Origin of the sequence: Ochrobactrum sp. CGA5 (genome assembly GCF_006345815.1) — a bacterium.
Classification (GTDB): domain Bacteria; phylum Pseudomonadota; class Alphaproteobacteria; order Rhizobiales; family Rhizobiaceae; genus Brucella.
In genome coordinates, this window is record NZ_VCIG01000005.1 from 491,855 (window position 1) to 509,134 (window position 17,280).

Genomic DNA, 17,280 nt, shown 5'->3' on the forward strand with positions numbered 1-17,280 from the left:
GCCGTAAGGGCTTTCGCCACCAGCGAAAGCCCTCGGGCGCGCCGTTGCCTCAAATTTCTTAGGTGCATTCAAAATTTTCGGCGGCTCTTAGCAGCCTGCCCCTTGGTAAAACAGAAAACCACTGTTACATTATGCATAACGTAGAAATTGAAGCGCCTTGCTTGCGTCCTGACAGGTTCGCGCGGCGCCATAAGGACAAAAACCTTGAAGAACCCCGACGAGCGCACCGCCGAAATGGTGCACCAAGGGGCGTCTGGCGGACAATCGGGCCACTCGCAAACCCGGAATCCGTCTGATAACGGCAAGCGCAGATCGCGAAAAAAAGCCGTTACAGATATCGGTAATGCCCGCAGTGCATCCGATTCAGGACGCTCAGTATCGCAAAACGAGACCGAAGGCACGAATTCGCAGAGCCAGCGCAAACGTTCGCGTCGGCGTCGGCGTGGCAAGTCAGTACCCGGCATCGAGTCTTCCGCCCCCAAGCCCACCACGACTGAAGCAGAAAACAACCAGTCGCGATTCCCCGGAAAAATTTCGAATCGTCGTCGCCGCGCGCGCAAGAAGAAGCAGGCACGGCAGCAGAGCGGGCAAACACCTCCCGCAGTCGAAACAACAGCAAAGGCTCAGCTCAACGTTCCGCGCGCTGATAGCCCACATGCTTCGGCTCAGAACAAGCGTAAGAGCGGCAGCGGCTCGGCATTCAGGGCCATTAACGGTGCACAATCCGAAAAGAGTGATGCTCCGCTTTATGCAGCTTTGGACCTTGGCACGAATAATTGCCGTTTGCTGGTAGCGTCTCCGACGAGACCAGGCCAATTCCGCGTTGTAGATGCCTTTTCGCGCATCGTACGGTTGGGAGAAGGTTTGAGTGCTACTGGCCGACTTAGCGACAATGCGATGGATCGCGCTGTCGAAGCATTGAAGATTTGCCGTGATAAGCTGGCGGGCAAAAAAATCAGAGGTTCGCGACTGATAGCCACAGAAGCCTGCCGTTCGGCCTCGAATGGCGAAGCATTTTTAGCAAGAGTGCTAGCGGAAACCGGCCTTGAGCTGGAGATCGTAGATCGGCAGACGGAAGCCCGGCTTGCCGTCTCAGGCTGCGGAACGCTGGTTACCCGCGAGACGGATGCTGTCGTGCTGTTCGATATTGGCGGCGGCTCTTCTGAAATTGCACTCATTGATGTTTCCCGCCGCCGGTCTCCGCGGCTGGCAGAACATATCATGGCCTGGACATCTCTGCCAGTTGGAGTTGTGACATTGGCGGAACGCTTCGGCGGACGTATCGTGACGCAGGAAAGCTTCGATTCGATGGTTTCCCATGTAACAGATCTGCTTGCGCAATTTGCTGAGCGTCAGTGTCTTGGAAGTCTTACCGCAAGCCCGCGGTTCCATTTGCTGGGCACCTCGGGAACGGTGACCACGCTGGCGGGGATTCATCTTGGTCTAGATCGTTACGATCGACGTAGGGTCGATGGTATGTGGATGGGAGCCGACGACGTGACGCAGATGACCAACCGTCTTTTATCGTGGGACTTCGACGCGCGGGTAGCAAACCCCTGCATTGGTGCAGACCGTGCCGATCTGGTACTGGCGGGCTGTGCTATCCTTGATGCGATACGCAAGGTATGGCCCAGCGAAAAGCTACTCGTTGCAGATCGTGGTCTGCGTGAAGGCATTTTGACCGAACTGATGTCGCGTGACGGCGCATGGCGTCACAATCGCGCGACAGGCGCTAGAAACAGGCACTGACAATGAGCAAGGCAGGCGGAAGCAAAGGCGGAGTAAAAACTGGCGGTCGCGGTGGCGCGGGTTCCAGCAATCTTCAGGTACGCGTGAAGAAGAAAGCAGGCACGATCAAGGAATCGTCTCGCCGCTGGCTTCAGCGTCACCTTAACGACCCTTACGTTCATAAATCCAAACAGGACGGATACCGTTCGCGCGCAGCTTATAAGCTCATTGAAATCAATGATCGTTATGATCTGCTCAAGAAGGGCCAGAAAATCATTGATCTTGGTGCTGCGCCAGGCGGCTGGTCGCAGATCGCCGCCAAGATCGTGGGGTCAACCGACGAGAACCCGCATGTTGTGGGTATTGACTATCTACATGTCGATCCCCTGCCCGGTGTTATCCTCCTGGAGATGGACTTCCTTGATGATGAGGCTCCGCAAAAGCTGATGGACGCGCTCGGCGACAAACCGGATCTCGTCATTTCAGATATGGCCGCACCAACCACCGGTCATCGCCGTACTGACCACTTGCGTACCGTGCATCTTTGCGAAGTGGCTGCTGATTTTGCTATTTCGGTTCTGAAGCCAGGCGGACATTTTCTCACCAAGACTTTTCAGGGCGGCACCGAAAATGAACTCCTAGCACTGCTCAAACAGAAATTCCGCTCAGTGCATCATGTAAAGCCGCCAGCATCCCGCGCCGAATCCGTCGAGCTGTATCTGCTCGCCCGCGATTTTAAAGGCTAGCGTCTATTTTCCAGCAACGGCGCGCGCATCTTCGACAGTTTCGCGCTGCTTGTTGTGGTGTTTATCGACAGTCGGCGCAGCAAGTTCCTTGCCCGCATTCGGTGCAAGCTGTGCAAGCCAGAGGCAAGCCATTGCAGAAATCGCAGCAACTACAAAGAAACCGATATGGAAATCCACCAGTTCAAGATGAGCCCCGCGCAGCGACGAACTGATTTCCAAGATACCGCCTGCCAGTGCTACGCCGATAGCAATGGAAACCTGTTGAGCAACAGCAGTAATAGGTGTTGCCTGGCTTGTCTTCTCACCCGGTATTTCGGCGAAAGCCAATGCGTTGACACCGGTGAAGAACAATGAACGCGCAAAACCTCCCACCAGCAAAAAGCCGATGATGATCCAATAAGGAGTTGTCGGCGTGAACAGACCATTCATGGCAATGAAGCAGGCTGAGATCAAAGAGCCCACAATCAAAGTGGGCCGGAACCCAAAACGGACAAAAATACGCTTTGCTCCGAATTTCATGCTGATAGCGCCAATTGCCGACACAAAGGTTATCATACCGGACTGAAACGGTGTCAGACCGAAACCAAGCTGGAACATTAAAGGCAACAGGAACGGAGTCGCGCCAATCCCGAACCGGAAAATACTTCCACCAATAACGGCAGAACGAAATACGTGGTTATCGAAAAGCTTGAGATTCAGCAGAGGATCATCAACCCTTTTCGCGTGCTGAAGATAGAGAACCGTACATACAGTTCCGATTGCAAGAGTTGTAAAGCCAACCACAGGCGGTAGGGCTGGCAGACTGACGACGGACAACCCGAAGACAACGCCCGACATTGCTATTCCAGACAGAAAGAAACCAATCCAGTCGAGGCGCTTTACGATACGCTCGTCTGTATCGGGCAGAAACCGTGTCGCAAACCAGATACCGAGGAACCCGATTGGCACGTTAATCAAGAATATCCAATGCCAAGTCAGAAAGGTTGTGATGAAACCGCCAACAAGCGGACCGATCAGAGGACCGACCATAGCCGGGACCGTCAGCCAAGCCATGGCTGAAACGAGCTCACTGCGCGGGGTTGAACGAATAAGCACGAGACGGCCAACGGGCGTCATCATCGCACCACCCATGCCTTGCAAAAAACGTGCAACAACAAAAGCACTCAATGAATTCGACGCAGCACAGGCGACAGAGCCAACCACGAATACGGCTATTGCGGCCCGGAAGACATTTTTGGCACCGAAGCGATCCGCCATCCAGCCACTGACAGGAATGAAAACCGCGAGCGCCACAAGATAGGCCGTTAGCGCCAGTTTAAGGGCAATGGGGCTTGTGCCGATCTCGGCAGCGATAGCGGGAAGCGAAGTCGAGATGACATTCGAATCCATCTGCTCCATGAAAAGGGCAATGGCCAATACAAGGGGAATGATGCGATTCACAGTGATATTCCGAAACAACGGATATGAAAGAGCCGGTGGATCCTATGTAGCGCCAAACCAAGTATTGCTAGTCGGAACAGTGTCACATTGCGGTGAATGTGCGATAAAATCATCTATTTCTAGTAGCTTGTGAAACAGCGGCCTACCCGCCGCTAGGAAAAACTCGCTTCTCACGCCAGATTTCAGTCGTTCACATTTGCGTAAATCGGGGTTGCGCTTCCCGTAACAGCTTGTTACATTTCGTTACAGTTTCACGAAGCTTCGAACCGGGTGGGGGGCCGCTCCGGTTCAAGGAGGTAGGAAATGAATGATATTACAAGAACCGCCATCATCTACGGGATGATGATCATTTCACTCAACACTGCGCTGGCAGTCGGCCTTCTGGGGCTTGATTTCCTGCGTTAAAGTGCGCCCTAGATAGACTTTTTGCCCTCCAGGCAGATATGAGAAAGAGCGCTTCCAATAATAATTGGAAGCGCTCTTTTCGTTTCAGGCGGCCATGCGATCAGAGGATCCTTCCCTCGCTGCTGGGATCAAAGAAAACCGATTTATCGAGGTTGAATGCAAGCCGGGCTGGCTGTCCTGCGGTGATGCGAGCATCTGCACGCAGGCGCGCCACGACATGCTTGCCGCTCAGACGTGTGACGGCAAATGTGTCCGACCCCGCTGGCTCGACAACATCAATCATACAATCGCCTTCCACGATCGCATTGGCATTACGATCGGCCCCGTCCAAATCGGTGAGTGCTTCCGGGCGAATACCGAAGACAATATCCTTGCCTTCATACGCACCTAACCCTTCAGGCGCCACCTTCAATGCTAGTTTCAGCGGCTCAGCTTCGACGCGCTCAAGTTGAATTGCATAGCCCGCTCCGTTCTTTTCGACCCGGGCAGTCAGCAGATTCATTGCCGGTGATCCCATGAAGTCAGCGACAAACATGTTGGCCGGATTGTTGTAAATTTCGGCTGGCGTTCCGAATTGTTGCAAAACTCCGTCTTTCAAAACGGCGATCTTGGTTGCCAGCGTCATCGCCTCGATCTGGTCATGCGTTACATAAACGATAGTGGTTTTCATTCGGCTGTGTAGCCGTTTAATCTCGGTGCGCATGTCGACACGCAGCTTGGCATCAAGATTGGAGAGCGGTTCGTCAAACAGAAAGACCTGAGGATTCCGCACCAGCGCGCGCCCCATCGCCACTCGTTGGCGCTGACCACCGGAAAGCTGGCTTGGCTTACGGTCCAGTAAGTGGCCAATCTGCAGAATATCGGCTACTTCCTGAATAGCCTTGTCGCGTTCCGCCTTCGGGACCTTACGAATTTCCATTCCGAAAGCGATATTCCCGGCAACCGTCATGTTCGGATAGAGCGCATAGGACTGGAAGACCATTGCGATATCTCGCTGAGACGGATGAAGGCCGGAAACCGACTTGCCGTTGATGGCAATGTCGCCAGAGGTGATCGGCTCAAGCCCGGCGATAGTGTTCAACAACGTCGATTTACCACAACCCGACGGGCCAACCAGAACGAGAAAGCCCCCCTCGTCGATTTCGATATTGATATCCTTCAAAACCGAAACATTGCCGTAGGACTTGTAGAGATCAGCTATTTTTAGAAAAGACATGTGCAACTTATCCCTTAACGGCACCTGACATCAGACCACGCACGAAATAGCGACCGGACACGATGTAAACGATTAGCGTCGGCAGAGCTGCCAGAATGGCTGCTGCGAAGTGGACATTGTACTCTTTGACGCCTGTGGAAGAAGAAACCAGATTGTTGAGCGCCACCGTCATCGGTGTTGAATTCGCGCCCGAGAAGGAAGCGCCGAACAGAAAGTCGTTCCAGATATTGGTGAACTGCCAGATCACGGACACAACTATGATCGGCCCTGACGATGGCAGCAAAATACGCCAGAATATTTGGAAGAAGCTTGCTCCGTCGATCTGTGCAGCCCGAACCAGTTCCGTCGGGAAGGCTTCATAATAATTGCGGAAATAGAGTGTCGTGAATCCTATGCCGTAAACCACGTGCACGAGGATCAGCCCCCAGATCGTGCCGGCAATCCCCAGAAAACCAAGAACGCGCGCCATTGGAATGAGTACGATCTGGAACGGAATAAAGCACGACAGAAGCAACAGACCGAAAAAGATGTTTGACCCACGGAAACGCCATTTGGTCAGCACATACCCATTCAGCGCGCCGACAATGGTCGAGATTACAACAGCCGGAACGACCATCAGGATCGAGTTGATGAAGAACGGCTTCAATCCAGTAGGCTGCACCCCGATTTGTGCTGTCGACCAAGCAGACAGCCATGGTTCGATGGTCCATTGCTGCGGCAAGTTCACCATGCCGCCCTGACGGATTTCTTCAAGCGGCTTGAAGGAGTTGACCAGCATCACGTAGAGCGGCAGCAGATAATAGAATGCGAAGAGTAGCAGCGCAGTGTAGATCAGCGCGCGCGTCAGCTTTCCACTGTTGATGGCATTGTCTTGCGACTGGGCGCTCATGATCGCGACCCTCCGCGAATTTCAGAGTAAAGATAAGGGATAATGATCGAGAAGATCATTGCCAGCATGATGATTGCAGATGATGCGCCGATGCCCATCTGGTTGCGTGTAAACGTGTAGGAATACATGAACGTCGCAGGCAATTCCGTAGCCTGACCCGGCCCACCGCCAGTCAGCGCAATAACCAGATCATATGCTTTGATCGCCAGATGAGCCAGAACCACGAAAGCGGACAGGAACACCGGACGCATCAACGGAATAATGATGCGGCGATAGATGGTCCCCGTGGATGCTCCATCAATCTGGGCAGCCTTGATGATTTCATTATCCACGCCGCGCAATCCTGCGAGGAACATGGCCATCACAAAACCGGAAGATTGCCATACGGCAGCAATCACCAGACAGTAAATTGCCATCGTATTGCTCTTGATCCAGTTGAAGGAGAAACTCTCCCAACCCCATAAATGCATTGTGTTTTCGAGACCAATGCCTGGATCGAGAAACCACTTCCACGCCGTTCCGGTAACAATGAAAGACAGCGCCATCGGATAGAGATAGATCGGGCGCAGAATGCCTTCACCACGGATCTTCTGGTCAAGGAGGATTGCGAGAAATAGTCCGATAACCGAACAGATTATAATGTAGAGCGACGCAAAAATTGCCAGATTGGTGATCGCGCGCCACCAGTGCGGCAGAGCCCAAAGTTTGGTGTAGTTCGTGAGACCGACGAAACCATAAGATGGTAACATTCGACTATTCGTTAGCGATAAAACACCCGTATAGACGATGAACCCGTAGACGAACACGAGAACTATCAGAAAGCTCGGTCCCAGAACCAACTTTGGCACCAGTTCCTGTAGTCGGCTGTTACGCTGCATATTTGCATCACCCTGTTCACGCCGCCGGTTGCTACGCCAATTATCAGGCGAAGGGGCCGGACATCAGTTTGATTGGCAATCCGGTGCTACTGTACTACGACGAGCCGGATGCACTTAATACCTTCAGCCTGCTGCAATTTCCGATGGAAACATGCAGACCGAAATCATGCAATTGATGTTTTGATTCTGGCCGTTGCCGCCAGCACTTTCAAATCCGCGTTCCATATCCAGAACGCCCGGAGTAAAAAGCGTCCGGGAAAAATCCCGGACGCCTCGTGCTATTACTTGGCAGCTTCGACAGCCGACACGAGTTCCTTCACAGCGTCCTCCGAAGAAAGCTGGCCATTGAACTGACGTGTTACGACGTCGTAAATTGCATTTTTGACTGAAGCCGGGTTGGCATAGCCATGGGCCATGGAGCCCAGCATCGTGCCCTTCTCGCTCGCTTCCTTTTCATCGGCGATGGCCTTCTTGCCGCAAGCATCAAAGTTAGTGTCTGGAACGTCAGTCCGAGCCGGAGCGGAGCCCTTCACCACATTGAACGCCGACTGGAATGTCGGGCTTTCAATCGCCGATGCCATTTCAAGCTGTGCGGGAACCTTGTCTTCCGAGACCTTGAACATAGCAAACATATCGGAATTGAAGGTGATAGCGCCCTGTGTACCCGGATAGCGCATGCAGACAAAATCTTCACCTGGCTTCTTTCCGGCCTTGATGAATTCGCCCTTCGCCCAATCGCCCATGAACTGAATGCCAGCTTTGCCTTCAATGACCATTGCGGAAGCGAGATTCCAGTCGCGACCAGAGAAATTGTCATCAACGTAGGATCGCAGTTTCGTCATACGGTCGAAAGCTTGCTTCATCGTATCGCTGCCGAGCGTTTCAGGGTCGAGATCGATAAAAGCTTTCTTGTAAAAGTCAGCGCCAAAAGACAGGACGACCGCATCAAAAATTGTCGCGTCCTGCCAAGGCTGGCCGCCATGAGCGATCGGGGTGATGCCCTGTTCCTTGAACTTATCGAGCAAAGCGATCAATTCATCCCAATTGGTAGGCTCCTTGCCGCCAGCCTTGTCGAGTGCTGCCTTGTTGATCCACATCCAGTTGGTGGAGTGAACATTGACTGGAGCAGCAATCCAGTGGCCGTCATACTTGGCAAACTCCTGCAAGGGAGCCGGAATAACCTTTTCCCAACCTTCCATGTTAGCGACTTCATCCAGGTTGCCAAGGGCACCTTGTTCCGCCCAGTCGCGAATGTCGAAGCCAAGCATTTGCACTGCTGTCGGCGCATTGCCCGCCGTAACGCGCGCGCGCAAAACCGTCATAGCTTCTGTACCGCCGCCACCAGCGACCGGCATATCGGTCCAGCTAATACCCTTCTTTTCAAGGTCCTTCTTGAGAACATCAAGCGCGGCAGCTTCACCGCCTGCGGTCCACCAGTGCAGCACTTCAACATTCTGCTTGTCCTGTGCATTGGCAACCGGTGCCATTCCAGCAAGCAGAGCACAAGCGGTCGCCCCCATCGCTGCGAGATTTAAAAATTTTTGCATGTCTACCTCCCGTAGAAACAAACGAAACTAGAACCGTCGGATATCCGGACAAGATATTACTCCCGCACGGCGATCCGTCCCTTCATTCCCATCTGCACATTCTCAGCACAGACCCGGAACCGGCTGCTCCACACAGCCGCCCCTCCTATTCACTGCCGCAATACGATGCGAAAGCTCCCGCTTTCACCTGTGTTCGGCCAATCGTCACGGCGTTTCCTGAAAGTTGCATTCCACTCTTACGCCGCTTCATCTCAATTGACAACGTTGTCTTTTATGGACCTACACTATCCGTATGACAAGATGTGGCCTTAGCATAGGCTCAAACCCTGCCTGGGTGTCAATATCCTAAGATAGATAAAACCTGTGAATTTAATCGATTTAGATCGACTATCGCATCTCTGTCGAGATAAGCAACTATAAATCAAATACTTATCACATCCGACGCGATACGTTCTGCATCTTAATTCCTATTGGACTACGCCCTGAATGTTCAAAATAGTTTTAGAATCTACCTACAAGACCAAGCCTAATATTCTACGTAAATTCAGAAACCACTTGGGCTTCGGAGGAAACCGCGTCGGTAGGAAGGCAGCGTTCTATGCCGGGCATTTTCGATGAGGTCACACCCGCATCGCAGTTGGCTGTCAGGAGCTCAACAGTGACGGGGAGACCGAGAAATCGGAAGCCCCAGTCACCGTTTGCCATCAGCATTAAATAGACCAGCTTAAACGTTATGAAAAATAGCAGAGCAAGAAATAACCAGCACTGCGATATTCGCTCAATAGAGTAAACGGGCGCGGATAGTTCCGGGAATTTCCCGAATGGCCTGCAACACTGTTTCGCTGGCCTCACCAACGCCATCTGCTTCCATCACAAGATAACCTACTTCGCCGTCGGTTTGCAGAAACTGACTGGCGATGTTGATGTCATGCGTGGAAAAAACATTAACGAGGCTGTTGAGGATTCCCGGACGGTTTTCATGCACGTGCATGAAGCGTGTGCCCGTGGGGCGCGGCGGCAGTTGGACTTGTGGGAAATTGACAGCGCCAAGCGTGGAACCGACATCTGAATATTCGACCAGCTTTCTGGTGACTTCCAAACCGATCCGTTCCTGCGCTTCTTCTGTCGATCCACCGATATGCGGCGTTAAAATGACATTTTCTAGGCCCTGAATCGGGGAAACGAACCTGTCGTTATTGGAAGCCGGCTCAACTGGGAAGACGTCGATAGCAGCACCTGCAAGATGACCTTCCTGTAGAACCCTCGCCAAGGCCTCCAGATCGACAACCGTACCGCGTGCATTATTGATAAGGAAGGCTCCCTTCTTCATCTTGCGCAGTTTCGCTTCAGTAATCAGCTTAGAAGTCGATTTGTTGGATGGCACGTGCAGGCTCACGACATCCGAAATCCTCAGCAACTCGTCGAGATTCGCGGTCGGTTTGACATTGCCGTATTGCAGCTTGTCGGACGTATCGAAATAGCGCACGGTCATGCCGAGGCTTTCGGCCAGATTGCCGACCTGGGACCCGATATTGCCATAACCGATGATGCCCAGCGTCTTACCGCGCACTTCGCGGCTACCGGTCGCCGTCTTGTCCCAACCGCCGGCATGAGCGGATACGGAGCGTGGGAAAATCCGGCGCATCAGCATAATGATCTCGCCGATAACCAGTTCTGCGACTGAACGGGTATTTGAAAATGGCGCATTGAAGACCGGAATGCCGCGCTTGCGTGCAGCTTTCAGCTCAACTTGATTGGTCCCAACCGAAAAACACCCGACAGCAATCAGACGGTTAGCCGTGGCAAAAATCTCCTCAGTCAACTGTGTCCGCGAACGAATGCCGACGATATGCGCCGACGAAATCGCTTCCATCAAATCGACTTTGTCTAACGCCTTCGGCAGATGCGTGACATTGGTGTAACCGGAAGCTTTGAAGTAGTCGACGGCTGTTTGGTTGATGCCTTCCAGTAGAAGAACATTGATGCGGTCGCGTGCGAGAGAGAGACGTTCAGTCATTTTGGGGATTTCCAGGCTGTGACAGCAGATAGTCGGTTTACGACATGAATGAACGCAAAGCCGTCGTCAACAGGATAGGCTGAAAGATTTTACCCCAATTGCGGATTCTCTAAGAAAGTTAACCCAGCAGCATCTTTTCAGAAGCTCTAACGGGCCTATCTGAGTACTATAGCAAATAGCCGATACTGGCCATTCGAAACAAAGATGCGCTGAATCATAGAAACCGGAGGAATCTTCTCGATGAGTGAAACTCTTACCCTTGATACGCATGAAGCCATTCGGGACTGGGTGGCCGCTCGCAATGGAAATCCGGTATTTGTCAGCACGTCAGCGGATCCTGATGCAGCGCCGGTCCTGCGAATTGTATTCGAGCCGGAATTCGTTGCTGATGTCGAACGGCCATTGGATGCTGGCGGTCTGGAAGTCGTGGAATGGGAAGACTGGTTCCGAGTATTCGACCAGAAAAAACTGGTGATGATTGTAGCTCAATCGAAACCAGGGAAACTCGACAACTTCTACCAAATCCTCTCGGCCTGATTGCCAATCAAACAATTGCTTGATGCCTGTCAGGAGACTGACATCAAGTCAGTCTCCGAAATATACCATTCAGTTCTTCAACTTATTGCCGATGGTTTCAGCAACCAGAGCAAGCGAAATGGCTCCCGCGTCGGGATGACCGATACTCTTTTCCGCCAGAGGTCTAGCCCGACCGAGTTTCGGAGCGAGTGGCGCTGTCGCTTCGGCCGCGGCCTTTGCTGCCTCAGCCGCTATATTCCAAGAATCGACCAGCGACTTACCAGATAGAAACGCGCTTTCGAGCGTTTCTATAAACGGAACAAACGCATCCACCAATGTCTTGTCGCCGGGTTTCGCGCGGCCAAGAGTTGTGACGGCATCGAGCGCGCGCCTGCCGCCGCGAACAACTGCACCATCATTAATGTTGCCATTATCGCCCAACTCTACGCTCCATGAACGCAATAGAAGCCCCCACAGAGCTCCAGATGTTCCTCCGGCCCGATCTGCCCAGGCATCGCCGGCAACAGCTAGTACGCTTGCGGTCCCTGCCCCAGCCTTGACGGCCAGATCAGCCGCATCCTTTGCAGCTGTCGAGCCTCGTCGCATGCCCTGCCCGTGATCGCCGTCGCCGGCGAAGGCATCAATGCGCCCCAGTTCTTCTTCAGCCTCGGCCAATACATCGGCAACGGCGTGCAATATACCCTGAATGCAAACGCCGCCAGCGCGCCCGGCTTCATCCGCTTGAGCATAATCGTGGACCGCATCCTCATCGGCAGTGATATCGTCTGCAGGCACAACTGCAATCGCTTCGCCCCGACGCAGAACCGGAGTATCGCAAGCTGCCGTCCAGTAGCGCTCGAGTTCATCATCGAGCCAGAGGAGTGTCAGCGAACAACCTTGCATGTCGAGGCTAGTGACAAACTCGCCCGCTTCCGGTGCGATGACATTGAGGCCGGCTTTTTCCAGCAGCGCCGCAATCGCCGTCCACAGGACAAACAGTTCTTCATATTTTGTCGCGCCAAGGCCATTTAGGATAACGCCAACTTTCCGTATGCCTTCAGGGCGTTCTGCCAGAAGTTGCTTCACCAGCAGACTTGCCAGATCGGAGGCGGGCAAAATCGACTCTTCCTTGATCCCCGGTTCGCCGTGGATACCGAGACCAAGCGCCATTTGACCTTCCGGTACGGTAAAGAGCGGTCGCGGAGCACCTGGCAAGGTGCAGCCTTTGAAGGCAACACCGAAGGAAACGGTGTTAGCGTTGGCATAACGAGCAAGGCGTTCGACTTCATCCAGTGACAAGCCGGCTTCAGCAGCCGCACCGGCAATCTTGAATACGACCAGATCACCGGCAATTCCGCGCCGCTTCTCATGCATATCTGCGGGAGCGCTGGCCACATCGTCGGTAACGGGCACGATGCGAACATCGATACCTTCAGCACGCAGACGTTCCGCGGCAACGCCGAAATTAAGAACATCCCCGGCGTAATTACCGAAGCCTAACAGAATGCCGCCGCCTTTATGCGCCTGCCGACAGACACGTGCCACCGCCGCCGTTGAAGGAGAAGCAAATACGTCACCAGCAACCGCCGCATCTGCAAGGCCTGGTCCAACATATCCGGCAAATGCAGGGTAGTGGCCTGAGCCGCCCCCAACCACCACTGCGACCTTACCTTCAGGCACCTTTGTGGAACGAACCACGCCGCCCTGCACGTGGCGAACATAGCGTTTATAGATACTGGCAAACCCCGCAAGAGCGGTTGGGGCAAATTCCTCCGGTGCGTCGAAAATCGTCGTCATTGAAACCGTCCTTGATCTGGTTCATTAGCCGCGTGGTAGGATGCGGCGCAGGTAGTCGCGATTTGTAGCCGAAACGGAAAGCCCGTCGCCGCCATAATGTTCACACAAGAACGGACTGGCAAATCCATAATCCAGCGCCATTCTGATTGCTGCACGATAATTAATGATCCCGCTTTCCAGAGGAGCAGGGTGTGTAACAATGACACCCGAGGTTGGGTCCTCTATACGGGTGTAGTTCTTAACGTGCCAAAACTTTGCATAGGGCGCCACCTTCTCCATCATCCTTTGCCAGTGCTCAACCGGACGGTGCAGACGAATGAGATTGCCCAGATCGGCATTGATCCCAACATTATCAAGGCCGACTTCCTCGACAAAACGAACCGCACTGTCTGCGGTGCCAAGGTAAGTATCTTCATACATTTCAAGCGACAGCTCTATACCAAGCTCTTCTGCATGACGACCGAGTTCGCGAATTCGCTCGACAGCCTTGTTCCAAACAGCAGGATCGTCCGGGTTTTTCGCACCGTCAACCGTCCAGAACCATAATGCCTGTTTCTGCGCTTCCGTCAGCGGCTCAAAAAGCCCAAAGGAAACATAGCTCGCACCAACTTCCTTTGCCGTATCGATCACCCTGTGCCCATAGGCCAGATATTCGTCGCCATGTCGCGCATCAATCACGCTGCGCCGCGAAGTAGAAATCGCCGGAATAGAAAAGCCGAGCAATTTGATGACTGCTGTAAACTCACTGAGACGGGTGGGGGATAAATCCGCCAGTCGCAACCAACTGTCCGTGGGATCGAGTTCGGTAAACCCTGCATCCGCAACATCAGATAAAGTGCTGCCCCATTCTTCCGCCGACTGGTCCTGCACCGAACTGCCATCCGGCAGCATATTGGGATACTGGATCATTGCTGCAGCAATTGGCCAGGTTTCGCGTGTCCATTTGGAAGTGGTCTGTTTCAATTCACATTCCTGCTCTTTTGCGTAATCCATAGAAATCAGGCCGTATTGCCGCTACGGGAAGGAACTTCAGATTTCCGGCCACGCAGTTTACCAATGCCCCAGAAGATGGCTGGTGAAACGAGCAGAACGACACCGAGCGTCATCAGCGACGCAACTAGGCCGTTCGACCAGAATATAGAAAGCTCGCCGCCGGACATCATCATCGACTGACGAAATGCATCCTCTGCCTTGTCTCCAAGAACCATGGCAAGAACCAATGGTGCCAGCGGATAGTCGAGCTTCTTGAAGATATAGCCGAGCATACCGAACGCAATCACCAGCCAGACGTCGGTTATCGAGTTGGCGACCTGATAAGCGCCTGAGAAAATAACCGCAACAATGATCGGACCGATGATCGAGAACGGTACACGCAGAATCGATGCGTAGAGCGGTACGGTCGCAATCACCAGTATGACGGCAACAATGTTGCCGAGATACATGGACGCAATCAGACCCCAGACAAAATCCGGGCGATCCGTGAACAATGTCGGCCCGGGAGTGAGGCCCCAGATCATCAGGCCGCCCATCATCACAGCAGCGGTAGCCGAACCAGGCACACCAAGTGCCAGCATGGGTAGAAGCGCCGATGTGCCAGCAGAATGGTCGGCAGTTTCAGGTGCCACGATTCCACGTGGGTCCCCCTTGCCGAACTTCGATTTATCGCGGGCAGAGCGGCGAGCCACGCCATAGCTCATAAAGGATGCAGCCGTTGGCCCGGCTGGCGTTATGCCCATCCAGATACCGATCAATGTTGATCGTGCAAGCGTAAACCAGTAGCGCGGCATTTCCAGAAGCGTACGCCCAATCTCACCGAGACGCACCCGTGCCTTGATGCCATCAAAGCGTAGCCCCTCCTCCGTCGTCAGCAACAGTTCGCCGATTCCGAACAGGCCCATCACGGCAATCAGAAAGGAAATACCTTTGATGAGTTCCGGTATTTCGAATGTCAGGCGCAAATTGCCGGAGATCGTGTCCATGCCCACCGAAGCAAAGGCAAACCCGATCATCATGGAAACGAGTGTCTTGAAGGGCGATTGAGCGCCCATCGATATGAAGCTGGCAAAAGCCAGAAAATAGACAGCGAAATATTCAGGCGATGAAAACCGCAGGGCGAAATTGGCGACCCAGCTCGAAAGCAGTGTAATCATCACCACGCCAGCCAGTGCTCCGATACCAGCCGAAACGAATGCCAGCGTCAGGGCGCGGCTCGCATGTCCGGCCTTCGCCATCGGATATCCATCGAAAGTGGTGGCAACAGAAGAAGGCTCACCTGGAATATTGAACAGAATGGATGTGGTCGATCCGCCGAACAATGCCCCCCAATACATGCAGGAGAGCAGAATAATCGCGGAGATGGGGTCCATCGTAAATGTCAATGGCAAAAGCAGGGAAACGCCATTGGGCGCGCCCAATCCCGGCAGGACACCCACCAGAATTCCAAGCGTCACACCCAGTATCATCAGCAGAACATGATTGAAACTGAGTATGTGGGCAAAGCCATCCATCAAGAGACTGAAGTTTTCCATGTCTTTCCTCCAAAGACATCGGACTTTCCGGTATCAATAAATGCCGAAGAAAGCCTCGACCGGGCCTTTAAGGAGCGGAACCTTGAAGCCGATTTCAAAAATGACGAAAAAGAAGAGGGAGACAGCAATGCCGGCTGGCAACGAAGCCCACCACGTGTAACGTCCCTGAAACATCATTGCTCCAGCGATGTATAATGCCGTACCAACATAAAGCCCCAGAACCGTCGATATGGCAGCGAAGGCAACCAGTGGCAAGGCAAAACCGAGAACCGATTTCAGCCGGGAGAATTCGACAATGACTTCCCCGCTACCGCGATGTTTTATAAATGCCACCGCGAAATTGAACGCACTTCCGAACATGATCAGCAGTCCGATATAGAACGGAAAGTAACCTGCATCCGGCCCCATTTCCGTCCAACCTGTACCGGCCTGTTGTGAACCATAACAAACCGCCGCTCCCAGCGCTCCTGTCACGAGAGCAACGGCCGCCTCTATGACAAAGCGGGAAACTCCACCCTCACCTTTTTCACTCATGGTATGAGCTCCTTCGATGAATAATGCAGACGCCAACGACGCCTGCATGAATGCACAAGACGTCAGTTGGCAAGCCAGCCTTCACGCTTCAGTACAGCCGTTACCGCCGTTTCATCGTTCTTGATAAAGGATGTGAGTTCATTACCGCTCATATAGGCAGCAGATTGGGAACTATCGGCAAGATACTTCGCCCATTCCGGTGTCTCGGAAACCTTCTTGAGCACTCCGGTATAATAATCGACAACGTCCTGATCTACGCCTGCCGGAAGCCATACGGTGCGTGGCATGGAGTAATTTTCGATTGCGATCCCAGCTTCCTTGCATGTCGGGATGTCGCTCCAACCCATATCACCAGCAACCTTGCCGTCGCCCTTGAGCTTTTGCCCCTTGAAGACGCAAAGCGGCTTCACCATGCCTGCCTGCCATTGCCCAAGATTCTCACTCGGATTGTTGACGTTGGCCGCGATGTGTGCGCCAGCGAGCTGGACAGCAGCTTCACCACCGCTTTTGAACGGGATATAGCCGAGTTTCGCGCCCGTGGCATCATTGATCATGGACGTCAGAATCTGATCTACATCCTTGGACTGGCTGCCACCCACCTTCATACCCGCATCATCTTTCGCCTTAGCGATGAACTCTGCGGCTGTTTTGAAGTCGGATTTTCCACTGACCCAAAGAATAAACTCATCCGACGCCAGCGCCGAGACTGGAACCAGATCCGCCGATTTATAGGGGACCTTGGCGCGAACCGGCAAAAGGTAAGCGTTGTTCGTGCCAAAAGCCAGCTTATATGGATCGCCCTTATAGCCCGCAGTATACACGAAGCCTTCAGCTCCGCCGGCGTTGCCCTTGTTTGTGACGACGATTGGTGCACTCATCAGGTCATACTTACCGATGATCGACTGGATCGTACGTGCGAAAATATCCGTACCGCCACCGGGCCCGGCCGTCACTACGAACTCTACGGGTCGCGTCGGCTCGAATGCCAGAGCAGATGACGTAACTATTGCCACTCCTGCTGTCATGCATGCAATGTGCA

The 17,280-nt window shown here is 53.3% G+C and carries 14 protein-coding genes; 3 read left to right on the plus strand and 11 right to left on the minus strand.

What is annotated here, in order from left to right; genetic code table 11:
• Positions 1-204 precede the first annotated feature (204 nt).
• Positions 205-1,749, plus strand: coding sequence for a Ppx/GppA phosphatase family protein (locus FJQ48_RS06995; protein ID WP_139974454.1), 1,545 nt, complete (start codon positions 205-207; stop codon positions 1,747-1,749).
• A gap of 2 nt (positions 1,750-1,751) precedes the next feature.
• Positions 1,752-2,474: an RlmE family RNA methyltransferase gene (locus tag FJQ48_RS07000; protein ID WP_139974455.1), complete on the plus strand. Its 723-nt coding sequence runs from the start codon at positions 1,752-1,754 to the stop codon at positions 2,472-2,474.
• Positions 2,475-2,477: 3 nt separating this feature from the next.
• On the opposite strand, the gene FJQ48_RS07005 is transcribed toward FJQ48_RS07000, so the two are convergent.
• The 6 genes from FJQ48_RS07005 to serA all read right to left on the minus strand — a co-directional run bounded on the left by FJQ48_RS07005 (position 2,478) and on the right by serA (position 10,866).
• Positions 2,478-3,914, minus strand: a complete 1,437-nt coding sequence (locus tag FJQ48_RS07005) for an MDR family MFS transporter (protein ID WP_139974456.1) — start codon at positions 3,912-3,914, stop codon at positions 2,478-2,480.
• A 505-nt stretch (positions 3,915-4,419) separates the two neighbouring features.
• Complete coding sequence (ugpC, locus tag FJQ48_RS07010) at positions 4,420-5,535, minus strand: sn-glycerol-3-phosphate ABC transporter ATP-binding protein UgpC (protein WP_139974457.1); 1,116 nt, start codon at positions 5,533-5,535, stop codon at positions 4,420-4,422.
• A 7-nt stretch (positions 5,536-5,542) separates the two neighbouring features.
• Positions 5,543-6,424: a carbohydrate ABC transporter permease gene (locus FJQ48_RS07015; protein WP_139974458.1), complete on the minus strand. Its 882-nt coding sequence runs from the start codon at positions 6,422-6,424 to the stop codon at positions 5,543-5,545.
• On the minus strand, positions 6,421-7,302 hold the full coding sequence (locus FJQ48_RS07020; protein ID WP_139974459.1) for a sugar ABC transporter permease: 882 nt from the start codon (positions 7,300-7,302) through the stop codon (positions 6,421-6,423). The genes FJQ48_RS07015 and FJQ48_RS07020 overlap by 4 nt, the downstream gene beginning before the upstream one ends.
• 281 nt (positions 7,303-7,583) lie before the next feature.
• Positions 7,584-8,849 carry an ABC transporter substrate-binding protein gene (locus tag FJQ48_RS07025; RefSeq protein ID WP_139974460.1) on the minus strand — a complete coding sequence of 422 codons (1,266 nt, stop codon included), beginning with the start codon at positions 8,847-8,849 and terminating at the stop codon, positions 7,584-7,586.
• Positions 8,850-9,627: 778 nt separating this feature from the next.
• Entirely contained in the window at positions 9,628-10,866 is a 1,239-nt protein-coding gene (serA, locus tag FJQ48_RS07030) for a phosphoglycerate dehydrogenase (RefSeq protein WP_139974461.1), read from the minus strand.
• A gap of 240 nt (positions 10,867-11,106) precedes the next feature.
• On the opposite strand from serA, the gene FJQ48_RS07035 reads away from it, so the two are divergent.
• Positions 11,107-11,403 (plus strand): hypothetical protein, encoded by a 297-nt coding sequence (locus FJQ48_RS07035; protein ID WP_139974462.1) that lies wholly within the window; start codon positions 11,107-11,109, stop codon positions 11,401-11,403.
• 69 nt (positions 11,404-11,472) lie between these two features.
• On the opposite strand, the gene FJQ48_RS07040 is transcribed toward FJQ48_RS07035, so the two are convergent.
• From FJQ48_RS07040 to FJQ48_RS07060, 5 genes are all read right to left on the minus strand, one after another.
• Entirely contained in the window at positions 11,473-13,179 is a 1,707-nt protein-coding gene (locus FJQ48_RS07040; protein WP_139974463.1) for a dihydroxyacetone kinase family protein, read from the minus strand.
• Positions 13,180-13,203: 24 nt separating this feature from the next.
• Entirely contained in the window at positions 13,204-14,172 is a 969-nt protein-coding gene (locus FJQ48_RS07045; RefSeq protein WP_139974464.1) for a sugar phosphate isomerase/epimerase family protein, read from the minus strand.
• 5 nt (positions 14,173-14,177) lie between these two features.
• Positions 14,178-15,707, minus strand: coding sequence for a tripartite tricarboxylate transporter permease (locus FJQ48_RS07050; RefSeq protein ID WP_139974465.1), 1,530 nt, complete (start codon positions 15,705-15,707; stop codon positions 14,178-14,180).
• A gap of 33 nt (positions 15,708-15,740) precedes the next feature.
• The gene (locus FJQ48_RS07055; protein WP_139974466.1) at positions 15,741-16,241 is read right to left on the minus strand and encodes a tripartite tricarboxylate transporter TctB family protein; all 501 of its coding nucleotides are present in this window, start codon (positions 16,239-16,241) and stop codon (positions 15,741-15,743) included.
• Between the two features lie 62 nt (positions 16,242-16,303).
• Positions 16,304-17,266, minus strand: a complete 963-nt coding sequence (locus FJQ48_RS07060; RefSeq protein ID WP_247870328.1) for a tripartite tricarboxylate transporter substrate binding protein — start codon at positions 17,264-17,266, stop codon at positions 16,304-16,306.
• Positions 17,267-17,280: the final 14 nt, after the last annotated feature.

Coding starts and splice junctions, on each gene's coding strand:
- FJQ48_RS07000 (WP_139974455.1), top strand. CDS start 1,752: ATGAGCAAGGCAGGCGGAAGCAAAGGCGGAGTAAAAACTGGCGGTCGC.
- FJQ48_RS07015 (WP_139974458.1), bottom strand. CDS start 6,424: ATGAGCGCCCAGTCGCAAGACAATGCCATCAACAGTGGAAAGCTGACG.
- FJQ48_RS07060 (WP_247870328.1), bottom strand. CDS start 17,266: ATGACAGCAGGAGTGGCAATAGTTACGTCATCTGCTCTGGCATTCGAG.
- serA (WP_139974461.1), bottom strand. CDS start 10,866: ATGACTGAACGTCTCTCTCTCGCACGCGACCGCATCAATGTTCTTCTA.
- FJQ48_RS07040 (WP_139974463.1), bottom strand. CDS start 13,179: ATGACGACGATTTTCGACGCACCGGAGGAATTTGCCCCAACCGCTCTT.
- FJQ48_RS07025 (WP_139974460.1), bottom strand. CDS start 8,849: ATGCAAAAATTTTTAAATCTCGCAGCGATGGGGGCGACCGCTTGTGCT.
- ugpC (WP_139974457.1), bottom strand. CDS start 5,535: ATGTCTTTTCTAAAAATAGCTGATCTCTACAAGTCCTACGGCAATGTT.
- FJQ48_RS07035 (WP_139974462.1), top strand. CDS start 11,107: ATGAGTGAAACTCTTACCCTTGATACGCATGAAGCCATTCGGGACTGG.
- FJQ48_RS07020 (WP_139974459.1), bottom strand. CDS start 7,302: ATGCAGCGTAACAGCCGACTACAGGAACTGGTGCCAAAGTTGGTTCTG.
- FJQ48_RS07045 (WP_139974464.1), bottom strand. CDS start 14,172: ATGGATTACGCAAAAGAGCAGGAATGTGAATTGAAACAGACCACTTCC.
- FJQ48_RS07050 (WP_139974465.1), bottom strand. CDS start 15,707: ATGGAAAACTTCAGTCTCTTGATGGATGGCTTTGCCCACATACTCAGT.
- FJQ48_RS07055 (WP_139974466.1), bottom strand. CDS start 16,241: ATGAGTGAAAAAGGTGAGGGTGGAGTTTCCCGCTTTGTCATAGAGGCG.